We start from the raw sequence: 22,663 nt of genomic DNA on the forward strand, positions 1-22,663 counted from the left end.
AATGGAATGACGCCGCCATTCGCAATCCAACTTAGAAGCGCGACTCCAGCGTCACCCTCGCCATGGTCTGCCCTTCACTGAAACTAGTCCGGCGCAAGGTTCCGAATTCATCGGTGTAGCGCGAATCCGAAATGCCATCCTGACGCAACAGATTCGACGCCGCCAGCCGCAGCTGGTACTTCGGATTGAACTTCCACAACGCATACACATCGAGATCGCGCCGCACGCTCTGGTAGCGCGACTGTTCCTCGTTGACCCGCACCGGGCCGCCGTTCTTGAACGCGAAGCTCGCGCCAGTGGTCAGCTTGCCGTCGCGGGTCTTGTAGTCGAGGCCCAGCGTGGCCGACAGCGGCACTTGCTGGTCCAGGTGGTTGTCCGGCCCCGGCACGGCGTCCACCTCGGACCAGTTGCGTGACAGGCTCGCGCGCAGGTCGATTTCGGGTACATCGGCCAGCACGGCCGACAGCGGGAATTTCGCCTCCAGCTCCAGGCTGCGCGTGAGCGCGTCGCCGTCGTTGACCGGGGTCTGGATCCAGCGCCCGTCTTCCAGGATCAGCCCCTGGCGCGTGTAGTCCTCGATGCGGCGCACCGACACGCTGGCGCTGAGCAGCGCCTTGTCGGCCCACCAGTGCTCGTAGGCGGCGTCGATGCCGGTCGCCAGTTCCGGCTGCAGGTCGGGGTTGCCGCGGTAGTCAGGTTCGGTCTGGCTGTTGTTGGGCGTCGTGAAGCGGCGCGGGATCAGGTTGCTGGCCGACGGCGCCTTGAAGGTGCGGGTCAGCGCCAGGCGCACCTGGTCGCGGCTGTCCGGGATTTTATACAGCGTCTGGGCCAGCGGCGAGAACACGCTGGCGCGGTTGGTGCTGGTCTCGAAGGTATTGCCCTCGCTGGTGGTCTCCAGCCCTTCCCAGCGCAGGCCGGCATACATCGACCATTGCTTGCTCAGGTTCCACTCGTCCTGGACATACAGCGCCAGGCGCTTGATGGTGGCGTCGTAGCCTTCGTTCGACAGCACGTCGCGCCCGAGCAGCGGGAACACCTCGACCTCGCCGCGTTCGTCCTCGCGCCGCGTGTAGCCGGCATCCCAGCCCATCGCCAGCGCGTGGTCCTTCAGCCACGGCGTGGTGTACTTGCCCACCGAGGTCACGCCGCGTTCATCGGTCGCGCTCAGGACCGTGGAGTCGCGCGCCAGCCGGTCCAGGTTGTAGTCGAACTCGCGCCAGTCGCCGCGGTTGCGGGTGCCGTTCACGCCCAGCTTGAGGTCGAGCTTCGCGCCTTCTTCGAGGTTGTGCACCCAGTTCAGGTCGGAGCGCAGCATCGTGTGGCTGCCCTCGCTGTTCATGTCGCGCACGTCGTACGGCGGCGGCGCGCCCAGCGCGGTCGTGGTCACGGCATCGCCGTGGTAGTCGTTCTGGTTGTACGAGACCATGGTCTGCCAGCTGACCGTGTCGCCGTTCTCGAGCGTCCAGTTCAGGCGCGGCGTGAGGTTGAAGCCCTGCGGGCTGCCGCTGTCGGTCTGCGCGGTGCGGCGCAGTTGCGTCAGGCGGCCTTCCGGGTCGGTCTGCGTTTCCTCATAGGGTTGCGGGCGGTCGAAGGTGTAGCGCCAGACGCTCGCGCCGAGCGAGTACGACAGGCCGTCGAGACGGTCCGACATGTTCAGGCTGGCGCTCGGATTGCTGGCGTCCTCGCTCTTGCCGTAGCCGACGCGCAGCTCGCGCTGCGCCTTGCGCACCACCCGCTTAAGCACGATATTGATGGTGCCGGCGATCGACTGGGTCGAGAACTCGGCGCTGGCCGCACGCAGGATCTCGATCCGTTCGATGACGTCGGGCGACAGCTGGTCGATATCGAAGCCTGCCGGCGCGCGCTCGCCATTGATCAGGATTTGCGTGTAGCCGCTGCCCAGGCCGCGCATGCGGATCTCGCCCGCGCCGCGACCACCGCCGCCACCGACGGTGATGCCGGGCAGGCGCTTGAAGACATCGAGCACCGAGGTGTCGCCATAGCGCTTGATCTCTTCGTTCGACACCACCATGCGGCTGGCGGTGTCGTCGCGGCGCGGGTCGTAGGAGTTGGCGTCGGCCTTGACTTCGACCTGCTGCATGGTCTCTTCGGCGAGCGGCGGCGGGTCGGATGGCGGGGCGGAGGGTGGGCTTGTTTGAGCGGCGGCGGGCAGCGCGAACAGGGCGGCGAGGATCAGCGCGATGGGCGTCGGTCGGAGCATCGGAATCGGGAACGGAGTGGACGGCAATCCCCGTATTCTGTCACAGCTTGCCGCGCCCACGCCTACTTGCCGCAATTATTCGCGTGGCATGGCGCCCGTATTTACCGGGGTCCCGGTCCCATGCCGCCACCCGGCGGCCCGAAGCCCGGCCCGCGCGGACCACGGCCGCTGCCGAAGCTGCCGAAGCGGTACGACAGTCCCACATAGACCAGGCGCCCATCCTGGCGGCGGATGCTGTATTCGCGCAGGCGGTCGGTCTCGGTGATCGATTCGGTTTTCTGCGAATCGAAGATGTCGTTGATGTTGACGACCAGGCTCAGGGCCTGGCTCAGGTTGCGCCGGTAGTTGAGGTCCGCGGTGCGGGTCGGCTGGCGGTAACCCTCGCCGAACAGCGTCTTGCCCTGGGCATTGAGCACCAGTTGCAGGCTGTTGGCCGGGTCGAACTGGTAGCTGAAACGCGCGCGGCCGGCGATCGAGGTCGCGCTGCGCTTGTCGTCGTTGACGTTGCCCAGCACCGACTGCTCGGAATAGCCGATATTGCCGCTGGCATTGATCGTCAGCTTCGGCGTGGCGCGGCCGCTGAACGAGAATTCGAGGCCGCCCGAATTGCTGCTGCCGGCGTTCTCGCGCGTGGTGAGCAGGACGGTGTCGGAGATGAAGTAGCGGCGCTCCGAGATCAGGTCCGTATCGCGGCGCGCATACAGGCGCACATTGGTCTCGACATTGCCCAGCTTCGTCTCGACGCCGAGTTCGAGCGAGTCGGACTCGGTCGGCATCAGGTCCGGATTGCCCGACGAGACATTCAGTTCGTCGCGGTAGATCACGAAAGGATTCAGGTCCGAGGCGCCGGGACGGCGGATGCGGTGCGCGTAGCTCAGGCGCAGCGCGGTCTGGTCCGACAGGTCATAGGTGAGGAAGGCGCTGGGGATCGCTTCCAGGTAGTGGTTGCCGGCCTTGATGCCGGTGGTGACCTGGTCGATGTCGAGATCGGTGTATTCGGTGCGCAGGCCGCCCAGCACGCCCCATTTCTCGCCCAGTCGCATCTGGTAAGTACCGTACAGCGCCAGCGTGGTGTCGACCAGCTCGAAACGGTTGGTGCGCGCACCGTTCACGCTTTCGAACAGGGTGCCCGGATCGATGTCCAGGAAGCGGGTATCGATCACGCTGCTGTTACGGGCGACCTTGTAGCCCAGCCTGAGCACACCCGACTCGCCCGGCCGCTCGTAGTCGCCGGTGAAGTCGACGATGCGGGTCTGGTTCAGGTTGTCCTGGCGGGTCAGCGGCTCGGGCGCGTTGATCGGGCGCACCGAGTAATCGTTGGCGAAGCGGACGTCGGCCTCGTTGCGGGTACCGGACAGGCGCAGGTCGGTCTTGAAGATTTCGCCCGGCGCCTCGCCCTTGTGGTCCAGGCCCGCGCTCAGGGTGTAGTTGCGGCCATTGGTGTCGCGCGCGGTCGAACGCGGGTATTCGCTCTCGACCGCCCCGCTCGCGTCAGTGCCGCGGTAACGCTCCGACGACAGGCCCTCCTGGCTGGTGGCGCTGAAGTTGGCCTTGAGCGAGATGACATCCTTCTCGCCCAGGTTGTAGTTGAGCGAGCCGTTGAAGCCGGCGGCGTCGGTGTCGTTTTCGCTGGTCGACGTCTGTACGCTGCTGGCCACGGCGCCGGTCGCCGGGTCGATGCGGTCGCGGGTCGTCTCGCCGGTGGAGCCGCGGCTGTCGCGGCGGCCGAACAGCGCGCCCTGCACGCTCAGGCGGCCGCCCGTGTAGCTGCCGAAGGTCGAGGCATTGAAGCGGCCTTCCTGGCCGGCGTTGGCGTTGACGACGCCGAAGCTGCCCGGCGTGCGCTCGCGCCGCATCACCAGGTTGATGATCGGCCCGCCGCCGCCTTCGTTGCCGAACTGCGCGCCGGGGTTGTTGATCACTTCCACCGACTCGAGGTCGGCGGCCGGCAGCGCGTTCAGGGCGGCGGCGCGGTTCTCGCCCTGCATCATGGCCGACGGTTTACCGTCGATGAGGATCTGCACATTGCTGCGCCCGCGCAGGGTCACGTTGCCGTCCGGGTCGACCGCGACCGACGGCACCTTGTTCAGGGTGTCGGCGATGGTGTCGTTGGTCGAGGCCGAATCGCTCTTGACGTCGTAGGCCTGGCGGTCGATGCGGTTCGACGAACGTGCGGCGCTGACCGCGACCGTCGATTGCACCGGGACTTCGGCTTCCGGCGCCGGCACGGTGGCGGCCGGCGTGGCGGCAGGCGCCTGCTGGACGGTGGCGTGGGCGGGAGCGAGCAGCGTGCCGGCCACGATCGGCGCGAGCAGCAGGACGGAAGAACGGTGACGTGGCATGACAACCCGGGAAGCTGGACAATTGAACGAGCGTGATTGTCGCACGCGATACGCCCGCAAGACGTTAAGAAATGCAAAGGGCGACAAAACCACAGGCTGCCGCGCATTGCTCTACACTGGCGTCTTTACCATCCGGGAGAGCACGATGAACGCCTACGATTTCAACGCCACCGCCCTCGACGGCCAGCCGGTCGACCTGGACCGCTATCGCGGCAAGGCGCTCCTGATCGTCAATACCGCCAGCGCCTGCGGCTTCACCCCGCAATACCAGGGCCTCGAGGAACTGCAGCGCCAGTACGCCGAGCGCGGCCTGGTGGTGCTGGGCTTCCCCTGCAACCAGTTCGGCCACCAGGAACCGGGAAGCGAGGCCGAGATCGGCGCCTTCTGCGAAAAGAACTACGGCGTCACCTTCCCGATGTTCGCCAAGATCGACGTCAATGGCGACGACGCCCATCCGCTGTTCCGCTTCCTGAAGGGCGAGGCGCCGGGCGTGCTGGGGACCGAGGGAATCAAGTGGAACTTCACCAAATTCCTGGTCGACCGCCACGGCGCCGTGGTCAAGCGCTACGCGCCGGCCACCAAGCCCGAAGACCTGAAGGGGGATATCGAGAAGCTGCTGGCGGCGTGAGACCGCTCACGGGGCCAGCAGCGTGACCTCGTCGTCCGGTCCCGGCTCGCAGCCGGTGCCGAGCGGCTCCCAGCCGCGCCGCACGACGATCCGTCCTTCATCGTGACAGATCTCCACGCGCCGCGTCTGCGGCGCGCGCTGGCGCACGAAGGCCTCGATCGAGGCCGGCACGCTCACCTGCAGCGCGAGCGCGTGGATGTCGTCGACCGGATGGTCGTTCACGTGCACCAGCGGCACGAACTGGCCGGCGAACATCAGCAAGTGTCCCGGCACCCTGACCGGACCGGGGACATAGCCCTGCGCGCGCAGCCACTCCTGCGCCCGCGTGCGTACCTGTCCGGTCGTCGCAGCCACCCCACCCCAGGCGCCCGCCAGCAGCTCGGCCACCCACTGGTTGCAGTTCTGGTATTCAGTGCCGTAGGCGTAGGCATTGGCGCTGTACTTCCCGGCCAGGAGGGCCAGCGCCAGCGCCTTGTCGCGCGCGGCGCGCTCAAGCGACGCGCTATCGTCGTCGGGCAGGAACAGCAGCGACACATGGCCGCTGGACGGCGCGTCGGCGCCGAGGGCGAAGCCCGAGATGCCCTGGTCGAACAGGTGCGGGCGTGCGTCGTCGCAGGCGTAGTACAGCTGGCGCACGGCCCAGGCGCCATCGGCATCGTCGCGCAGCGCGACGCCGGCATGCGAATACAGCAGGCCGAAGCGGCTCAGGTCGGTGCCGGCGCGAGAGATCAGCGCGACCTTGCCGCCGGAGCGTTCGAGCTCCTGCCGCACCACGCCGGCGAAGCGCAGCACGCGGTCCTGCTCGAGGGCGGTGATGTCCTGTTCGCGCTCGCAGAACGTCGGCAGGCCGGCCCGGGCTTCGCCGCTGGCGACGGCGCCGAGGCCGAGCGCCAGGGCGGCCGCGGCGACGGCGCGGCGCAGCATCAGATGGTGACTTTGCGCGAGGCCAGGTCGTTGTGCCACGCGTCCTGCAGCGCCAGGAAGAACGGACGCTGGGTATCGGCATGGGCGAACTCGTAGCCGTAGACGCGCTCGCTGACGCGCACCACCTCGCCCGCGTTCACCTGGCGCTGGTCCATGGCGCGGTTGGGCACGTCGAGGAAGAAGGTCCTGGCCTGGCCCGCTTCGGCGCGCAGGGTCAGGCGGATAGTGTCCTTCTTGTTCGGCGCCTGGGCGATGTCGATCACGCGGTAGTCGCCGGCGGCCACCTTGTTGTCGCCGCTGGAACTGGTGCTGGAATCGCTGATCGAATCGGAGATGCTGGCCGAGGAGGCCGAGCCGGCGCTGGATGCGGACGAAGCGAAGCTTTCGGCCTGTGCGGGAATGGCGCAGGCGGCCGCGAACACGGCCAGGCACAGCGTACGGGAGAGGAGTGGAGCGGTCATATGCAAGCCTTCATTGTCGAGCAAAACGCTCACATGGTACAAGCCTTGGCGCCCGAAGACCATAGCGCCGTCGCCCTCCCTTGCCAAAAGCGCAAAAAATCGGCGTCAGCGTGTGTGGATGCGCGCCACGCCGTGGATGGTGCAGCCGCGGTCGACGTTGTCGAGGAAGCGGATCGCCTCGCTCATCGAGACGCCGGGCGGCAGCAGGCTGGCCAGCGAGGCGTCTTCGTTCAACCGATCGAGGCCGAAGGCGAGCGCGCGCGAAACGTCGCGCGCGATGCGGCCGTCGCTGTTGTACAGCGCGTCGTAGACGCCGGCCGCTTCCCACACCGGGACCAGGCCGGGGCTGCTGCTGTCTTCGAAGACCACGGCGGCCGGGCCGCCCTCGTCGTCGCGCACGAGTTGGAAGGTGAAGCTCAAGATCGTTCCTGTAGTGTTGCACCGGTCACCGGCCGATGGCCGGGTTCGGCGCGATGCTAACACGTTTATTCTGTCGGCAAGCGCCGGCACGCTTCGCGCAGCGTCAGCCCGGACAGGCGCGCGCCGTGGTCGGCGACGAAGGCGCGCACAAAATCCGGATTCCAGCGCGCATAATCGCGCAAGGCCCAGCCGATGGCCTTGCGAATGAAAAATTCGCGTTCGTCCGCCAGCCGCAGGCAGTATGCGCCGAGCAGCTGCTCGTCGGTCTCCAGGCGCCAGCCCAGTTGGTGCAGCAGCGCCGCGCGCCGCACCCAGAAACTGCCATGCCCGATCCAGTCGTCCATCCTGGCCTGCGCGCCGTTGCCGTTCTTGCTTGCCGCGCGCAGGATCGCGCCGATGACCGCCACCAGCCCGTCGACGGTTTCCCACCACGGCTCGCGCAGCAGCAAGGCCTGGATCGCGGGCAGGTGCAATGGAACGAGATGGCGCTGCTGGCGCCGGAGCAGGTCGATAGCGGCGTAACGGAATTCGCGCTCCGGCAAGCGCCACAGCAGGTCGGCCGCCGCGAGCACGGTGTCGGCGTCCGCCAGCGGCTGGGCGACCAGGTCCTTGATGGCCGCGCGGCGTGCCGGCGTCGGGATGCCGAGGAAGTCGAACTGGTCCAGCAAATAGGCCCGCATCGGCGCCGCACGTTCAGGATTGGCCAGCGATCGCAGCCGTGCTTCGATGGCGGCGGCGACATCACCGGCTGTCATATGCGCGTCCGCCATGCCATCAGCCGAGAACCCGTTCGAGCAGCTCGATCCAGTGCCCGACCGGCTTGTCCGTTCCCGACTGCAGGTGGCCGATGCAGCCAATATTGGCCGACACGATGTCCTCCGCGCCGGTCGCGGCCAGGCTGGCCAGCTTGCGGTCGCGCAGCGCATGTGCAATCTCTGGCTGCAGCACCGAATAGGCGCCGGCCGAGCCGCAGCACAGGTGGTTGTCGGCGCACAGCACCACGTCCACGCCGGCCGCGTGCAGCACGCCTTCAACCTTGCCGCGGATCTGCTGGCCGTGCTGCAGCGTGCAAGGAGGGTGATACGCGACGCGCGGCGCGGCCCTGCCCTGCACGCGCGCCCTGATCTGCTCCTCGAACTGCGGCAGGATCTCGGACAGGTCGCGCGTCAGCTCGCTGATGCGGTGCGCCTTGTCGGCGTAGCCGGGATCGTGCGCCAGCAGGTGGCCGTATTCCTTGACCGTGACGCCGCAACCGGAGGTGGTCATCACGATCGCCTCGACCTGGCCCTGTTCCACATAGGGCCACCAGGCATCGACGTTGCGCCGCATATCGTCCAGGCCGCCGTCCTGGTCGTTCATGTGGTAGCGCAGCGCGCCGCAGCAGCCGGCCTTCGGCGCCACCAGCAGTTGCACGCCCAGCGCGTCGAGCACGCGCGCGGCGCTGGCATTGATGTTCGGCGCCATCGCCGGCTGCACGCAGCCATCCAGCAGGAGCATCTTGCGCGCATGGACCCGCGTCGGCCAGCGGCCGGCGGCGCGCGCCGGCTGCAGCTTGTCCTGCAGGGCCGCGGGCAGCAGGGGCCGCAGCGCCTGCCCCACTTGATAAGCCGGCTTGAACAGCGCGCCGCGCGGCAGGCATTCCTTGAGCGTGGTGCGCTTGATGCGTTCTCCCAAAGGCCGCGGAACCCGTTCGTCGACCAGCTTGCGGCCGATGTCGACCAGGCGGCCATATTTGACGCCCGAGGGACAGGTGGTCTCGCAATTGCGGCAGGTGAGGCAGCGGTCCAGGTGCAGCTGGGTCTTGCGGGTCGGTGTGGCGCCTTCGAGCACCTGCTTGATCAGGTAAATGCGGCCGCGCGGGCCATCGAGTTCGTCGCCCAGCAACTGGTAAGTGGGACAGGTGGCGGTGCAGAAGCCGCAGTGCACGCAGGCGCGCAGGATCGCTTCGGCCTCGGCGCCTTCGCGCGTGCCCTTGATGAAGTCGGCAAGTTGGGTTTGCATGGTTCAGGTCTCGCTGCCCGGATACAGGCGGCCCGGATTATAGACGCGCGCGGGATCGAAGGCGTCCTGCATGCGCGCATGGATGCGCGCGAGCGCCGGCGCCAGCGGCTGGAACACGCCGACGCTCTTGTCGCCGCCGCGGAACAGGGTCGCATGGCCGCCGCAGGCTTGCGCCGCGCGCCGGATCGCGGCCGCCGTGGCCGGGTCGCCATCGGCGCGCAGCCAGCGCTGGGCGCCGCCCCATTCGATCATCGTGGCGCCTTGTGCCGCCAGTGCGCCGGTGGTCGACGGCAGCGACAGGCGCCACAGGGGCGCATCCCCGGCGAAGAAGGCATGCCGCTGCTCGCGCACGCCGGTCCAGAACGCGGCGGCGTCCGGCAATGCCTCGCCGCCGAGCGAACGGACCGCGGCGTCGACCGCCGCCTCGGCGCCGGACAGGCGCAGCGCCAGCATGCCGTCGCACCAGATGCTGCCCGACAGCGGCAGCGGCTGGCCGCCCCATTCGTTGAGGCGGCGGATCGCGTCGGTCTCGCTCATGGCGAAACTCAGCGTGGTCTCGGCGAAGGGCCGCGGCAGCACCTTGAGCGACACCTCGAGCAGCAGGCCGAGCGTGCCCAGCGAACCGGCCAGCATGCGCGAGACGTCATAACCGGCCACGTTCTTCATCACCCGGCCGCCGAAGGACAGCACGTCGCCCTTCCCGTCCATCAGCTGGGCGCCGAGCACGAAGTCGCGCGTGGCGCCGCTGGTGGCGCGCCGCGGGCCGCACAGCCCGGCCGCGACCGTGCCGCCCAGCGTGGCGCCGTGCCCGAAATGCGGCGGCTCGAAGGCCAGCTTCTGCCCGTGCCGGGCGAGCACGGCCTCGATCTCGGCCAGCGGCGTGCCGCAGCGCGCCGTGATCACCAGTTCGGTCGGCTCGTAGTCGACGATGCCGGCGTGATCTCTGGTATCGAGGATGTCGCCGCGCGGCGCTCCGCCATACCAGTCCTTGCTGCCGCCGCCGCGGATGCACAGCGGCTGGCCGCTGGCCACTGCGGCCCGCACCCGCTCCTGGAAATAATCGATCGTTCCCATCTGGCTCTCGTTCAAAATCGCGGCAGGTCGGGGAACGGAACCTGGCCATGGTGCACGTGCAGCTTGCCGAATTCGGCGCAGCGGTGCGGAGTGGGAATCGCCTTGTCCGGATTGAGCAGCGCCACCGGATCGAAGGCATGCTTGACCGCGAAGAAGGCGTCGAGCTCCTTGCGGCCGAACTGCACGCACATCGAATCGATCTTCTCCTTGCCCACGCCATGCTCGCCGGTGATGGTGCCGCCCACCTCGACGCACAGCGCCAGGATCGCGGCGCCGAAGGCCTCGGCGCGTTCGAATTCGCCCGGCGCGCTGGCATCGAACAGGATCAGCGGATGCATATTGCCGTCGCCCGCATGGAACACGTTCGAGCAGCGCAGGCCATACGTGTGTTCCATGGCGGCGATGCCGCTTAGCACCCGCGCCAGCTGCTTGCGCGGAATGGTGCCGTCCATGCAGTAATAATCGGGAGAGATGCGGCCCGCCGCCGGGAAGGCGTTCTTGCGGCCCGACCAGAAGCGCACCCGCTCCGCCTCGCTCTGCGACACCGCGATCGCGGTCGCGCCGGCGCGCTCGAGCACCGCGCTCATGCGCGCAATCTCCTCGGCCACTTCGAGCGCCGTGCCATCGGCCTCGCACAGCAGGATGGCGGCGGCGTCGAGGTCGTAGCCGGCCTTCACGAAGGGTTCGACCATGCGCACCGAGGTGCGGTCCATCATCTCGAGCCCGGCCGGGATGATGCCGGCCGCGATCACATCGGCCACCGCATTGCCGGCCGTGACCACGTCGTTGAACGAGGCCATGATGACCTGGGCCAGCGCCGGCTTCGGCACCAGCTTGACGGTTACTTCAAGCACGATGCCCAGCATGCCCTCGGAGCCGATGAACACGGCCAGCAGGTCCAGCCCCGGCGCATCGAGCGCCGCGCCGCCCAGTTCGACGATGTCGCCCTCGATGGTCGCCACCCGCACCCGCAGCACGTTATGCACCGTCAGGCCGTACTTGAGGCAATGCACCCCGCCCGCGTTCTCGGCCACGTTGCCGCCGATGGTGCAGGCGATCTGCGACGACGGGTCGGGCGCGTAGTACAGGCCGAACGGCGCGGCGGCCTCGGAGATCGCCAGGTTGCGCACGCCGGGCTGCACGACGGCGGTGCGCGCCAACGGGTCGACCTGCTTGATCTGGCTCATGCGCGCGGTCGACAGCACGACGCCATCGCTGATCGGCAGCGCGCCGCCCGACAGGCCGGTGCCGGCGCCGCGCGGCACCACCGGCACCTTCAGTTCGCGGCAGACGTCCAGGATCGCCAGCACCTGCTGCTCGTCGGTCGGCAGCGTGACCGCCAGCGGCAGCTGGCGATAGGCGGCCAGGCCGTCGCATTCATAGGGCCGGGTATCTTCGGGGTCGGACAGGACGCAGGATGCGGGCAGCCGCGCGCGCAGGGCCGCCGCCACCTGCGCACGGCGCGCTGCTGGATCGTGGGCGGATTCGGAAACGAGGTGAGGCATGCTTCGATTGTAAGCACAATCGCCACGTTTTGTCGTATGCTCGTCCCATCGTTTTTTCTCACCAACGCATAAGACAACATCATGGGCAACCGACTCTCTAAAATCGCGACCCGCACCGGGGACGACGGCAGCACCGGCCTGGGCGACGGCAGCCGCACCGGCAAGGACAGCGCGCGCATCCACGCCCTGGGCGAAGTCGACGAACTCAATTCCTTCGTCGGCCTGCTGCTGTGCGAAGACATGCCGGCCGCATTGCGCGAAGAGCTGGTCACGATCCAGCACGACCTGTTCGACCTGGGCGGCGAGCTGTGCATCCCCGGCTTCCAGATGATCAAGGAAGAACACGTGGCGCGCCTCGACGGCCTGCTCGAGAAATACAATGCCGACCTGCCGATCCTGAAGGAATTCATCCTGCCGGCCGGCTCGCGCGCGGCCTCCACTGCCCATGTGTGCCGCACCGTGTGCCGGCGCGCCGAGCGCGCGATCGTGGCCTTGTCGAAGGCCGAGCAGATCCACGCCCATCCGCGCCAGTACGTGAACCGCCTGTCCGACCTGATGTTCGTGCTGGCGCGCGTGCTGAACCGCCATGCCGGCGGCAGCGACGTGCTGTGGCAGCACGAGCGCAAACGGGGCTGATCCCATGGACGACCGGGTGGAAGACTTCATCGGCGTCTACGACGACGTGCTCACTGCACAGCAGTGCGATGCGCTCATCGCCCGCTTCGACGCCAGCGACAAGGTGGTGCGCGGGCGCACCGGCAACGGCGTCGACGTCGAGAAGAAGGACAGCTACGACATCACCATCAACCTGCACCGCGAATGGGACGACGTCACCCAGCTGCTGCTCGAGACGATGAGCCGCCACCTGGCCGACTACGCCCGGCGCTACCGCATGTTGTTGATGGGCTCACTGTCCCCCACCCTGAAGCATCCGCAGACCGGCGCGCCCACCGTGCTGTCGATGGATAATTTCGACGAAGTGGGCATCCCCTACATCGACACCCTGCTGCGCACGCTGTACCGCCCCGGCACCATCAATCTGCAAAAGTACCGGCAGGCGAGCGGCGGCTACCACCACTGGCATTCCGAGATCTATCCGCAGAACGCCAGCTGCGATTCGCTGCACCGGGTGCTGCTGTGGATGTTCTACCTCAACGACGTGGACGAAGGCGGCGAGACCGAATTCCTGTACCAGGGCCGCAAGATCGCGCCACGAAAGGGGCGGCTGGTGATCGCGCCGGCCGGTTTTACCCACACCCACCGCGGCAATGTGCCGATCAGCGGCGATAAATACATCGCCACCTCGTGGATCCTGTACCAGCGCGCCGAGACCCTGTTCGGTCAACCGGGCTAGCCTACGTTGCACTGTTACCGAACTTTCATCTATAGATCGTTCATTATCCCTATATTTTTGATGGGGAACCAGTAAAGATACGGAACAATATTTCACTTTTACTGGATTGGCCTTAGACTAATTCCAAGCGGAAACATTTCGATTCCGCTCGTCTACCTTGGCCTATCATGCGCATTTTCAGCACCAACGAATCCACCGTCAATTCCTTCTACCTGGCCTTCTACGGCCGTCCGGCCGACGTGGCCGGCCTCGCGTTCTGGTCCGGGCAGCTCGCCGACAACAACGGCGACCTGGGCGCCATCACGCAAGCCTTCTCGACCTCGCAGGAAGCGCAAGTGCGCTTCGGCGACGACAGCGTGGTCGAGCGCATCGCCGAGATCTACCAGCAACTGTTCAACCGCGCCCCCGAGCCTGCTGGCCTGGCCTTCTGGACCAATGCGATCGAACAGGGCCACGCCTCGCTGGCCGACGTCGCCATCTCGATCCTGAAAGGCGCCCAGGGCAGCGACGCGACCCTGTCGGTGCTGCGCCAGCAGGCGGTCGACGCCTTCACCGCCCAGGTCGAGGCGACCGGCAGCCAGTACGACGGCTACGCCTCGATCGAAGCGGCCCGCATCCTGGTGCGCGCCGTGACCCCGGACGCCACCGCCGCCGACCTGGACAAACTGGTGAAAGCCGCCGTCTCGTTCGCCGATACCGCCACCAAGACCCCGCAAGTGGTCGAGGCAATCGCCGTCAATACNCACCGCCGCCGACCTGGACAAACTGGTGAAAGCCGCCGTCTCGTTCGCCGATACCGCCACCAAGACCCCGCAAGTGGTCGAGGCAATCGCCGTCAATACCACCCTGCTGGCCCTGTTCGACACCCCGCGCGGCGTCGCCGAGCCAGTCGAACTGGCGCAGGCCCTGGCCGACACCGCCAAGGCAGCCGCCGGCGACCCGGTCACGCTCGATTCGCTGCTGCGCGGCGGCGGCATGGACAAGGTCCTCAAGGTGATGCCGTCCGAGGCCACCCTGCAGGACGTGGTCGATGCGCTGGCCACTGGCGGCCTGCCGGCCGCGGTGGAAGTGGTGTACCCGACCAAGCCGATCCCGGAACCGGGCCCGGTGTTCTCGCTGACCCTCGCCTTCGAAGGCGTCGGCCAGGGCGCGCTCGACAGCCACGACGACAACGTCACCAACAAGAGCGTCGCCGACGTCACCTTCAGCTACAAGGGCGCCGACCTGAAGGCAGGCCAGCACTTCGAATACAGCGTCGACGGCGTCAAGTGGATCAAGACCGGCATCGACGTCTCGGCCGCGACCAACCAGGTGGTCATCAAGGACCTGGCGCTGGCCGCCCCGGTCGAGGCGGCCCTGCCGTCATTGCTGCTGCCGACCCCGATGGCAGCGCAGAATAACGCCAATGTCGTCACCATCGTGCAACTGCGCGCGGCCGACGCCAGCGGCGCCACCACCACCCCGGTGAGCCAGGCGATCGTGTACGACCATTTCGCCGCCGCGCCGATCGTGGCGCTGGCTGCAGACGACAGCCTGCTGGTGACCGGTGTGGAAACCGACGCCCTGGTACAGTACAAGGTCCTGACCCAGGTCGCGCTGCCGGCCATCTCGCTGCTGGCGACCACGTCGGAAACCAGTCAGCCGACGAGCGGCGACGGCTGGAGTGACAAGGCGCCCGAACTAAAAGACGGCACCCACACCGTGCTGGTGCGCCAGATCGACGCGGCCGGCAATACCAGCCTGGAATCGGGACTCACCTTCACCATCGCCCCCGAGGCCAGCGACAGCCTGACCGTGAGCGCGACCGCGGATGGCATCTCGCTGGGCAGCACCGTCGCCGGCGCGATCTACCTGGCCTCGCCGGGCGGCCAGGCCGCGGTGGAATCCCTTGACGCCAGCCACGGCGCGACCGTCGGCACGGTATCGATCGGCGCCCAGTCGAAGGCCGCCAGCGGCATCCTCGAAGTGGTCCCGACCAAGGGCGATAGCGTGACCGACAGCGAAGGCATGGTCTACACGCTCGGCACCGATGGCGATGACGAGGTAACGGGCGCGGTGGCCTGGGGCTTCGACGGTAACGATATCCTGACCGGCGACACCGGCGTCAACACCCTGTACGGCGGCGCGGGCGACGACACCCTGCTCGGCTTCGAGGGCGACGACCTGCTGGCCGGCGGCGCCGGCGCCGACCTGTTCACCGGCGGCGCGGGCGCCGACACCTTCATGCTGCTCCAGGCCGGCGACGCGGTGGTGCAGTACGACCTCGACGGCAAGGCAGTGAACGGCGGCTTCGACACCATCACCGACTTCAGCGTGGCCGAAGGCGACAAGCTCGGTTTCGCCGAAGGCACGCTGCTCGACAGCACGCTTGGCCTGACCACCAGCACGACGTACTACGCCTCGGTCGAGGACCTGCTGCGCGACGCCGGCAACCACCTGGAAAACTACCTGAAAGACGGCGCGGTATTCGCCGGCCAGGTGGGCCGCGATGCCTATGTGGCGTCCACCGGCGGCGACGGCATCTCGCTGCTGAAACTGGAAAACACCGCGGTGCTGGACCTGACCCCTGCGCAATTCACCGGCCTCACCGGCGAAGTGCTCTACAGCGGCAACGGCACGGTGGCCGACGATCCGTATGGCGACAATGTGCTGGCGGCGGCCGATCCGCTGCATGCCGTCTACCTGCGCGGGCAGGAAGGCAACGACACCATCAGCGACAGCGCGCTGGCCGATATCCTCAACGGCGGCATCGGCGGCGACGACATCCACCTGTCCGGCGGCGCCGACACCCTGGTGATCGCGTCCAGCATGGACTCGAACATCGGCTCGTGGTTCAGCGACGAGACCCCGCGCAGCTTCGACATCGTGGACACCACCAGCGGCGACGCGTTCACCTTCGACTTCGGCCGTGTGGTGAACGGCGTAGGCCACGGCGTGATGCAGCAGCCAGAGGACAGCGGCTTCGAAGCCCTGTTCGCCGCCATCACGGCGGCCTACAACACGGCCGCAAGCTCGGCCGGCGACGCGGTGCTGATGACGATCGAGGGCGACCAGTACCTGATCGTCGACGATGGCGACAGCGTCATCACCAGCGACGACATCGCGATCCAGGTCGTCGGCTCGGGCAGCATCGCGCTCAACGGCTTCGGCAACGTGGTCTACACCCCGGCAGGCGTCACCGAGACCGCCATCGGCGGCGGCATCCTGGGCGGCTGATCTCCTGGCAGGGCCGATAAAAAACCCGCTTTCTCGCGAAAGCGGGTTTTTTCATTTCACGACCGTAGCGCTCAACCGTTATTGACCACCAGCCGCGGCTCGCCCTGCGCCACCAGGCGCGCGCGGATCGATGCCGCGATGCCCTTGGCATCCAGGCCGACCGACGCCAGCAGCAGCGCCGGATCGCCCTGGTCGATGAAGTTGTCGGGCAGGCCCAGGTTCAGCACCGGTTTGGCAACGCCGGCTTCGGCCAGCGCTTCCATCACCGCGGCGCCGGCGCCGCCCATGATGCAGCCCTCTTCCACCGTCACGATCAGGTCGTGGTCCTGCGCCAGGCGCTTGACCAGGTCGACGTCGAGCGGCTTCACGAAGCGCATGTTCGCCACCGTCGCGTCGAGTTCCTCGCCCGCCTTCATGCTTGGCGCCACCATCGAGCCGAAGGCCAGGATCGCGATCTCCTTGCCGGTGCGGCGCACTTCGCCCTTGCCGATCTCGATCGAGGTCAAGGCCTCGACCAACGGCGCGCCGACGCCGGCGCCGCGCGGATAACGCACCGCGGCCGGGCCGGGATAGTGGTAGGCCGTGGTCAGCATCTGGCGGCATTCGTTCTCGTCCGACGCGGCCATCACCACCATGTTCGGGATGCAGCGCAGGTAGGCCAGGTCGTAGTTGCCGGCGTGGGTTGCGCCATCGGCGCCGACCAGGCCGGCGCGGTCGAGCGCGAAGGTCACGTCCAGGTTCTGCAGCGCCACGTCGTGGATCAGCTGGTCGTAGGCGCGCTGCAGGAAGGTCGAATAGATCGCCACCACCGGTTTCACGCCCTCGGTGGCCATGCCGGCCGCGAACGTCACCGAATGCTGCTCGGCGATGCCGACGTCGAAGTAGCGCTGCGGGTATTCCTGGTGGAAGCGCACCATGCCCGAGCCTTCGCGCATGGCGGGCGTGATGCCGACCAGGCGTTTATCCGCCGCCGCCATATCGCACAGCCAGTTGCCGAACACCTCGGTGTAGGTGATCTTGCTCGGTGCGGTCGACGGCTTGATGCCTTCGAGGTGGTTGAACTTGCCGGTGCCGTGGTACAGGATCGGCTCGGCCTCGGCCAGCTTGTAGCCTTGCCCCTTCTTGGTCACCACGTGCAGGAATTGCGGGCCCTTGAGCTTCTTGATGTTTTCCAGCGTCGGGATCAGCGAGTCGAGGTCGTGGCCGTCGATCGGGCCGATGTAGTTGAAGCCGAATTCCTCGAACATCGTGGCCGGGACCACCATGCCTTTCGCGTGCTCTTCGAGCTTGCGCGCCAGGTCGAGCACCGGCGTCGGCAGCACGCTCTTGCCGACGTTCTTGGCGGCGGCATAGAACTGGCCAGACAGCAGGCGCGCCAGGTAGCGGTTCAGGGCGCCCACCGGCGGCGAGATCGACATGTCGTTGTCGTTCAGGATGACCAGCAGGTTGACGTCATCCTCGACGCCCGCATTGTTCAGGGCTTCGAACGCCATGCCGGCCGTCATGGAGCCGTCGCCGATGACGGCGATCGCGTGGCGGTCCTCGCCCTTGATCTTGGCCGCGGCGGCCATGCCCAGCGCCGCCGAGATCGAGGTCGACGAGTGGGCGGTGCCGAAGGTGTCGTATTCGCTCTCGTCGCGCTTGGGGAAGCCCGACAGGCCGTTCAGCTGGCGCAAGGTGGGCATGCGGCCGCGGCGCCCGGTCAGGATCTTGTGCGAATAGGTCTGGTGGCCGACGTCCCACACGATGCGGTCGCGCGGCGTGTCGTACACATAGTGCAGCGCGATCGTCAGTTCCACCGTGCCCAGGTTGGACGACAGGTGGCCGCCCGTTTTGGACACAGATTCGAGCAGGAACTGGCGCAGCTCGTGGGCCAGCGGCGTGAGCTGGGTGCGCTGCAGCTTGCGCAGGTCGGATGGGTCGTTGATTTTTTCTAGCAGGTTCATTTAGGCCTTCCGCTGCACGATCAGGTCCGCGAGTTCACGCAGACGCTGAGCTTTGTCTCCGAATGGCGCCAGCGCGTCGTGCGCGTCGCGCCGCAGTTGCTCGGCCAGCGCGCGCGATGGCTCCAGTCCGAGGATCGACACATAGGTCGGTTTGTTGTCGGCCGCGTCCTTGCCGGCGGTCTTGCCCAGCGTGGCCGAATCGGCAGTGGCGTCCAGCACGTCGTCGACCACCTGGAATGCCAGGCCCACGGCGCTCGAATAGGCATCCAGCGCTTCCAGTTCGTGCGCCGCCAGTTCGCGGCCGGCGAGCGCGCCGAGCAGCACCGACACGCGCAGCATGGCGCCGGTTTTCAGCTGGTGCATGCGTTCGAGCTGTTCGCGGGTGAGCGCCAGGCCGACGCTATCGAGGTCGATCGCCTGGCCGCCGCACATGCCGGCGGAGCCCGCGGCCTGCGCCAGCAGGCGCACCATCGCCAGCAGGCGCGCCGGCGGCACGGTGGCGGCGTCGATCTGCGCCAGCACCTCGAAGGCTTGCGCCTGCAGGGTATCGCCGACCAGCAGCGCGGTGGCTTCGTCGTAGGCCACATGCACCGTTGGCTTGCCCCGGCGCAGGGCGTCGTCGTCCATGCATGGCATGTCGTCGTGCACCAGCGAATACACGTGGATCATCTCGACCGCGCTCGCGACCCGGGCCAGCGCCGCGGGATCGGCCTCGAACAGCACGCCGGCGGCATAGGCCAGCAGCGGACGCACGCGCTTGCCGCCGCCCAGCGTGGTGTAGCGCATCGCTTCGTGCAGCTTGTGCGGCACCCGTTCGGCGGGCGGCAGGAAGGCGTCGAGCGCTTCTTCGGCCCGGGCCTGGACGTCGCGGGTCCAGGCGCTGAAGTCCTGGACCGTCATTGCGCGGCCTCGTCGTCGCTGAACGGCTTGAGCATGTCGCCTTCGAGCACCTTGACCTGGGATTCGACTTTTTCGAGCTGGGCCGCGCAATACTTGACCAGTTCCGAGCCGCGCGCATAGGCCGCGACCGAGGCTTCCAGCGGCAGCGCGCCGGATTCCATCTGTGTCACGAGCTGGGCCAGTTCGGCCATCGCCTGCTCGAAGGATTGCGGTGCGGTCGCCGTCGCCGCCGGCGCGCTGTCCGCTGTCATATTCTTTGCCATAAATAAGTCTGTATCGTGAGCGCGCGCTTTGTGCGCCGTGGGTCAATCCAATCGCGTATTTTAGATCAATCCCACCCCACGGGGGGTGCACATTGCAGCATTCATAACTAGCAAGCTCGTCAAGAATCGGGCAGACCTCCCAATCTCATCATGAAAACGATGCCTCATCGGCAACATACCAAGCGCTGCGCACCGCAATCTCGCGCCGGCCCAAGACGGTAGAGCCCGTTCCACAGTATAATCTCCGGTTCTGTCCGAAATACCGTATTCCTCTACTTAAATACTGGTCTTTGGATTCTTTCTCTTCTTTGGAAGCTTACTTAAAGGGGGGTTGGGATGTCCGATCTGGCTACCCACGCCAAGCTGGCGCGCTCGAACGCACAGCTTCCGGTAAATGTGTACTTTGACGACGCGCTGCTCGAGCGCGAAATGCAGCAACTGTTCCGCAATGGCCCGCGCTATATCGGCCATGAATTGATGGTGCCGGAAACCGGCGATTTCGCGACGCTCGCCTCCGAACACGAAGGCCGCATGCTGGTGCGTAACGCGGGCGGCATCGAAGTGCTGTCCAACGTCTGCCGCCACCGCCAGGCGCTGATGTTCAATGGCCGCGGCAATGCGAAGAACATCGTGTGCCCGCTGCACCGCTGGACCTATGACCTGAAGGGCGAATTGATCGGCGCACCGCATTTCGCGGACACGCCGTGCCTGAACCTGTCCAGGACCCCGCTGCAGAACTGGAACGGCCTGCTGTTCGAACAGAACGGCTACGACGTGATGGAGAAACTGGGCAAGCTGTCGGTGACGAAAGACCTGGACTTCACCGGCTACATGCTGGACCACGTCGAAGTCCACCAGTGCGACTACAACTGGAAGACCTTCATCGAGGTCTACCTGGAGGATTACCACGTCGAGCCGTTCCACCCGGGCCTGGGCAACTTCGTCTCGTGCGACGACCTGAAATGGGAATTCGGCAGCGACTACAGCGTGCAGACCGTGGGCGTGAACCGCGCGCTGCAGAAGGCCGGTTCGCCGGCCTACAAGCGCTGGCAGGAGCAGGTGCTGAAGTTCAACAACGGCCAGCCGCCCAAGTATGGCGCGATCTGGCTGACCCTGTACCCGAACATCATGGTCGAGTGGTACCCGAACGTGCTGGTGGTGTCGACCCTGTGGCCCGACGGCCCGGGCAAGACCCGCAACGTGGTCGAGTTCTACTATCCTGAAGAGATCGTGCTGTTCGAGCGCGAGTTCGTCGAGGCCGAGCGCGCCGCCTATATGGAGACGGCGGTCGAAGACGACGAGATCGGCCTGCGCATGGACGCCGGCCGCAAGATCCTGCTGGCGCGCGGCGTCAACGAGGTAGGACCCTACCAGTCGCCGATGGAAGACGGCATGCAGCACTTCCATGAGTGGTATCGCAGCAAGATCGCGTTGTAACCCCGCGTTGTAAGCAAACCGGCGCCACCTCCCCGTGGCGCCACCGGCCGCGCGGCTTTCGCGCCGCGGCCTTTCACTGGAAATCCGATGGCCTCCCTCTGGATGTTGTACGCCAGCTTCGCATTCGCCGCCATGGGCGCGGGCGTGAAGCTGGCTTCCGAGTTCTATTCCACGTCCGAATTGCTGATGTACCGGGGCCTGGTCGGCACCGTCATCCTGCTGTTCATGGTGCGCCGCCAGGGCGGCACCTTCAAGACCCCGTTCGGCAAGGCCCACCTGTGGCGCAGCCTGGTCGGCGTGACTTCGCTGTGGCTGTGGTTCTTCGCGATCGGCCGCCTGCCGCTGGCCACTGCCATGACGCTCAACTACATGGCGCCGATCTGGATCGCGGCCTGGATGTTCGCCATGGGCTGGTGGACCGGGTCGAAGCATGCCGAATGGCCGCTGGTGCTGGCAATCGCGGCCAGCTTCTTCGGCGTGACCATGGTGCTGCAGCCGGCGGTCGAGAGCAACCAGTGGCTGGGCGGCCTGGCGGGCGTGTGCTCGTCGATCATCTCGGCCATGGCCTATATGCAGGTGCGCCGGCTCGGCCAACTGGGGGAGCCCGAGTACCGGGTGGTGTTCTACTTCTCGCTGACCACGACCCTGGTCGGGCTGTTCGCCACCGTGGCCGGGGACGGGCCGCAAGGCGCCGTGTTCCACGCGCACACGCCGTACGGCTTCCTGCTGCTGCTGGGGATCGGCGGCGCCGCCCTGATCGCCCAGATGTGCATGACCCGCGCCTACCGCGTCGGCAAGGTGCTGGTGGTGGCCAACCTGCAGTACACCGGCATCGTGTTCTCCACCCTGTGGGGCCTGATCCTGTGGGGCGACGCCTTCGACTGGCATGTGTGGCTGGGCATCGGCGTGATCCTGGTCTCGGGATTGGCCGCGACGTTCTACAATACCCGCAAGACGGCGCGCGGCGCTGTCGTCAAGGACCAGGACCCCGTGGTCAGCGAATCGTAGAAGGAGCGTGTTCATCCCATGTACAAGACCCTGATTTCGGCCAGCGAACTGGCCGCCCATATCGACGACCCGCAGTGGGTAGTGGTGGATTGCCGCCACGACCTGGTGAATCTCGCGGCTGGCCGCGAAGGCTATGCCGCCGGCCACCTGCCGAACGCGGTGTTCGCCGACATCGAGACCGTGCTGTCGGGCGCCAGGCGCGGGCCTGACAGCGTGTTCCTTGGCCGCCATCCGCTGCCGGAGAAAGAAGCGCTGGCCGACGCCCTGCGCGCTTTCGGCATCGGCGACGACACGCAGGTGGTTGCCTACGACGCCCACGGCGGCATGTTCGCGGCGCGCCTGTGGTGGCTGCTGCGCTGGCTGGGGCACGAGGCGGTGGCGGTGCTCGATGGCGGCATGGCGGCCTGGCAGGCGCTGGGGCTGTCCTTATCAAGCGAGGTTCCGGTCAAGGCCCACGGTTCGCTCACCATGCGCGCGCCCTTCGTGCCGACCGTGACGGTGCGCGAGGTGATGGACAACCTGGAGAGCGGCCAGCGGATCGTGATCGATGCGCGCGCGGCGGACCGCTTCCGCGGCGAGAACGAGACCATCGATCCGGTCGGCGGTCACATCCCGGGGGCGAAGAACCGCTTCTTCAAGGACAATCTGCAGGCGGATGGCCGGTTCAAGGATGCAGGACAACTGCGCGCGGAGTTCGGCGCCCTGATCGACGATCCACAACAAGCCATCATGCAGTGCGGCTCGGGCGTGACCGCCTGCCACAACCTGCTGGCGCTGGAAGTGGCCGGCATGCCGGGCGCCAGCCTGTATCCGGGGTCGTGGAGCGAGTGGGTCGGCGATCCGACACGGCCGGTCGCCAAAGGCGCGGATTAATCGTTGGAACTCAGGTTCCCGCCTTCGCGGGAACGACGTGCGGAGGCCGCGCACCACGTCAACCGTCGCTTGCCAATTACCGATGAACCG

19 protein-coding genes and 1 pseudogene are annotated in these 22,663 nt (G+C 67.0%); 8 read left to right on the top strand and 12 right to left on the bottom strand.

What is annotated here, in order from left to right:
* Positions 1–31: 31 nt before the first annotated feature.
* Both Q9246_RS16250 and Q9246_RS16255 read right to left on the bottom strand, forming a co-directional pair.
* On the bottom strand, positions 32–2,221 hold the full coding sequence (locus Q9246_RS16250; RefSeq protein WP_306391680.1) for a TonB-dependent receptor plug domain-containing protein: 2,190 nt from the start codon (positions 2,219–2,221) through the stop codon (positions 32–34).
* Between the two features lie 101 nt (positions 2,222–2,322).
* The gene (locus Q9246_RS16255; RefSeq protein WP_306391681.1) at positions 2,323–4,563 is read right to left on the bottom strand and encodes an outer membrane beta-barrel family protein; all 2,241 of its coding nucleotides are present in this window, start codon (positions 4,561–4,563) and stop codon (positions 2,323–2,325) included.
* Between the two features lie 145 nt (positions 4,564–4,708).
* Between Q9246_RS16255 and Q9246_RS16260 the strand changes: the two genes are divergently transcribed.
* Positions 4,709–5,191, top strand: a complete 483-nt coding sequence (locus Q9246_RS16260; protein WP_306391682.1) for a glutathione peroxidase — start codon at positions 4,709–4,711, stop codon at positions 5,189–5,191.
* Positions 5,192–5,197: 6 nt separating this feature from the next.
* On the opposite strand, the gene Q9246_RS16265 is transcribed toward Q9246_RS16260, so the two are convergent.
* The 7 genes from Q9246_RS16265 to Q9246_RS16295 all read right to left on the bottom strand — a co-directional run bounded on the left by Q9246_RS16265 (position 5,198) and on the right by Q9246_RS16295 (position 11,576).
* Positions 5,198–6,115 carry a DUF2145 domain-containing protein gene (locus Q9246_RS16265; protein ID WP_422802388.1) on the bottom strand — a complete coding sequence of 306 codons (918 nt, stop codon included), beginning with the start codon at positions 6,113–6,115 and terminating at the stop codon, positions 5,198–5,200.
* Positions 6,115–6,576, bottom strand: a complete 462-nt coding sequence (locus Q9246_RS16270) for a hypothetical protein (protein WP_306391684.1) — start codon at positions 6,574–6,576, stop codon at positions 6,115–6,117. Before Q9246_RS16270 ends, Q9246_RS16265 begins: the two co-directional genes overlap by 1 nt.
* Before the next feature lie 105 nt (positions 6,577–6,681).
* The gene (locus Q9246_RS16275) at positions 6,682–6,996 is read right to left on the bottom strand and encodes a hypothetical protein (protein WP_306391685.1); all 315 of its coding nucleotides are present in this window, start codon (positions 6,994–6,996) and stop codon (positions 6,682–6,684) included.
* 65 nt (positions 6,997–7,061) lie between these two features.
* Positions 7,062–7,751, bottom strand: a complete 690-nt coding sequence (locus Q9246_RS16280) for a DNA alkylation repair protein (RefSeq protein WP_306391686.1) — start codon at positions 7,749–7,751, stop codon at positions 7,062–7,064.
* A 19-nt stretch (positions 7,752–7,770) separates the two neighbouring features.
* A complete protein-coding gene (gene glcF, locus Q9246_RS16285) occupies positions 7,771–8,997 on the bottom strand; it encodes a glycolate oxidase subunit GlcF (protein WP_306391687.1) in 1,227 nt (408 codons plus the stop codon).
* A gap of 3 nt (positions 8,998–9,000) precedes the next feature.
* Positions 9,001–10,071 carry a glycolate oxidase subunit GlcE gene (glcE, locus tag Q9246_RS16290; RefSeq protein WP_306391688.1) on the bottom strand — a complete coding sequence of 357 codons (1,071 nt, stop codon included), beginning with the start codon at positions 10,069–10,071 and terminating at the stop codon, positions 9,001–9,003.
* Positions 10,072–10,082: 11 nt separating this feature from the next.
* Positions 10,083–11,576 (bottom strand): FAD-linked oxidase C-terminal domain-containing protein, encoded by a 1,494-nt coding sequence (locus Q9246_RS16295; RefSeq protein ID WP_306391689.1) that lies wholly within the window; start codon positions 11,574–11,576, stop codon positions 10,083–10,085.
* 81 nt (positions 11,577–11,657) lie between these two features.
* Here Q9246_RS16295 and Q9246_RS16300 point away from each other — a divergent pair, with 81 nt between their 5' ends.
* From Q9246_RS16300 to Q9246_RS16310, 4 genes and pseudogenes are all read left to right on the top strand, one after another.
* Positions 11,658–12,212, top strand: coding sequence for a cob(I)yrinic acid a,c-diamide adenosyltransferase (locus Q9246_RS16300; protein WP_306391690.1), 555 nt, complete (start codon positions 11,658–11,660; stop codon positions 12,210–12,212).
* Positions 12,213–12,216: 4 nt separating this feature from the next.
* Positions 12,217–12,930 (top strand): 2OG-Fe(II) oxygenase family protein, encoded by a 714-nt coding sequence (locus Q9246_RS16305; RefSeq protein WP_306391691.1) that lies wholly within the window; start codon positions 12,217–12,219, stop codon positions 12,928–12,930.
* 167 nt (positions 12,931–13,097) lie between these two features.
* Positions 13,098–13,358 (top strand): annotated as a pseudogene (locus Q9246_RS26560) (DUF4214 domain-containing protein); the annotation flags it as partial.
* A gap of 340 nt (positions 13,359–13,698) precedes the next feature.
* A complete protein-coding gene (locus Q9246_RS16310) occupies positions 13,699–16,146 on the top strand; it encodes a hypothetical protein (RefSeq protein ID WP_306391692.1) in 2,448 nt (815 codons plus the stop codon).
* A gap of 71 nt (positions 16,147–16,217) precedes the next feature.
* Here the strand turns inward: Q9246_RS16310 and dxs are convergent, their stop codons facing one another.
* Genes dxs through Q9246_RS16325 form a run of 3 tightly spaced genes read right to left on the bottom strand, consistent with a single transcriptional unit; the run spans position 16,218 to position 19,243 of the window.
* The gene (gene dxs / locus Q9246_RS16315) at positions 16,218–18,092 is read right to left on the bottom strand and encodes a 1-deoxy-D-xylulose-5-phosphate synthase (protein WP_306391693.1); all 1,875 of its coding nucleotides are present in this window, start codon (positions 18,090–18,092) and stop codon (positions 16,218–16,220) included.
* Positions 18,093–18,992: a polyprenyl synthetase family protein gene (locus Q9246_RS16320; protein WP_306391694.1), complete on the bottom strand. Its 900-nt coding sequence runs from the start codon at positions 18,990–18,992 to the stop codon at positions 18,093–18,095.
* Complete coding sequence (locus tag Q9246_RS16325) at positions 18,989–19,243, bottom strand: exodeoxyribonuclease VII small subunit (RefSeq protein WP_306391695.1); 255 nt, start codon at positions 19,241–19,243, stop codon at positions 18,989–18,991. The genes Q9246_RS16320 and Q9246_RS16325 overlap by 4 nt, the downstream gene beginning before the upstream one ends.
* Before the next feature lie 348 nt (positions 19,244–19,591).
* On the opposite strand from Q9246_RS16325, the gene Q9246_RS16330 reads away from it, so the two are divergent.
* The 3 genes from Q9246_RS16330 (at position 19,592) to Q9246_RS16340 (ending at position 22,573) form a co-directional block, all read left to right on the top strand.
* On the top strand, positions 19,592–20,692 hold the full coding sequence (locus Q9246_RS16330; RefSeq protein WP_306391696.1) for an aromatic ring-hydroxylating oxygenase subunit alpha: 1,101 nt from the start codon (positions 19,592–19,594) through the stop codon (positions 20,690–20,692).
* Between the two features lie 87 nt (positions 20,693–20,779).
* Entirely contained in the window at positions 20,780–21,700 is a 921-nt protein-coding gene (locus Q9246_RS16335) for a DMT family transporter (RefSeq protein WP_306391697.1), read from the top strand.
* Positions 21,701–21,718: 18 nt separating this feature from the next.
* A complete protein-coding gene (locus tag Q9246_RS16340) occupies positions 21,719–22,573 on the top strand; it encodes a sulfurtransferase (protein WP_306391698.1) in 855 nt (284 codons plus the stop codon).
* Positions 22,574–22,663 lie beyond the last annotated feature (90 nt).

Source organism: Telluria beijingensis (assembly GCF_030770395.1).
GTDB lineage: Bacteria > Pseudomonadota > Gammaproteobacteria > Burkholderiales > Burkholderiaceae_D > Telluria > Telluria beijingensis.

Coding starts and splice junctions, on each gene's coding strand:
- Q9246_RS16250 (WP_306391680.1), bottom strand. CDS start 2,221: ATGCTCCGACCGACGCCCATCGCGCTGATCCTCGCCGCCCTGTTCGCG.
- Q9246_RS16255 (WP_306391681.1), bottom strand. CDS start 4,563: ATGCCACGTCACCGTTCTTCCGTCCTGCTGCTCGCGCCGATCGTGGCC.
- Q9246_RS16260 (WP_306391682.1), top strand. CDS start 4,709: ATGAACGCCTACGATTTCAACGCCACCGCCCTCGACGGCCAGCCGGTC.
- Q9246_RS16265 (WP_422802388.1), bottom strand. CDS start 6,115: ATGCTGCGCCGCGCCGTCGCCGCGGCCGCCCTGGCGCTCGGCCTCGGC.
- Q9246_RS16270 (WP_306391684.1), bottom strand. CDS start 6,576: ATGACCGCTCCACTCCTCTCCCGTACGCTGTGCCTGGCCGTGTTCGCG.
- Q9246_RS16280 (WP_306391686.1), bottom strand. CDS start 7,751: ATGACAGCCGGTGATGTCGCCGCCGCCATCGAAGCACGGCTGCGATCG.
- glcF (WP_306391687.1), bottom strand. CDS start 8,997: ATGCAAACCCAACTTGCCGACTTCATCAAGGGCACGCGCGAAGGCGCC.
- glcE (WP_306391688.1), bottom strand. CDS start 10,071: ATGGGAACGATCGATTATTTCCAGGAGCGGGTGCGGGCCGCAGTGGCC.
- Q9246_RS16295 (WP_306391689.1), bottom strand. CDS start 11,576: ATGCCTCACCTCGTTTCCGAATCCGCCCACGATCCAGCAGCGCGCCGT.
- Q9246_RS16300 (WP_306391690.1), top strand. CDS start 11,658: ATGGGCAACCGACTCTCTAAAATCGCGACCCGCACCGGGGACGACGGC.
- Q9246_RS16305 (WP_306391691.1), top strand. CDS start 12,217: ATGGACGACCGGGTGGAAGACTTCATCGGCGTCTACGACGACGTGCTC.
- dxs (WP_306391693.1), bottom strand. CDS start 18,092: ATGAACCTGCTAGAAAAAATCAACGACCCATCCGACCTGCGCAAGCTG.
- Q9246_RS16320 (WP_306391694.1), bottom strand. CDS start 18,992: ATGACGGTCCAGGACTTCAGCGCCTGGACCCGCGACGTCCAGGCCCGG.
- Q9246_RS16325 (WP_306391695.1), bottom strand. CDS start 19,243: ATGACAGCGGACAGCGCGCCGGCGGCGACGGCGACCGCACCGCAATCC.
- Q9246_RS16330 (WP_306391696.1), top strand. CDS start 19,592: ATGTCCGATCTGGCTACCCACGCCAAGCTGGCGCGCTCGAACGCACAG.
- Q9246_RS16335 (WP_306391697.1), top strand. CDS start 20,780: ATGGCCTCCCTCTGGATGTTGTACGCCAGCTTCGCATTCGCCGCCATG.
- Q9246_RS16340 (WP_306391698.1), top strand. CDS start 21,719: ATGTACAAGACCCTGATTTCGGCCAGCGAACTGGCCGCCCATATCGAC.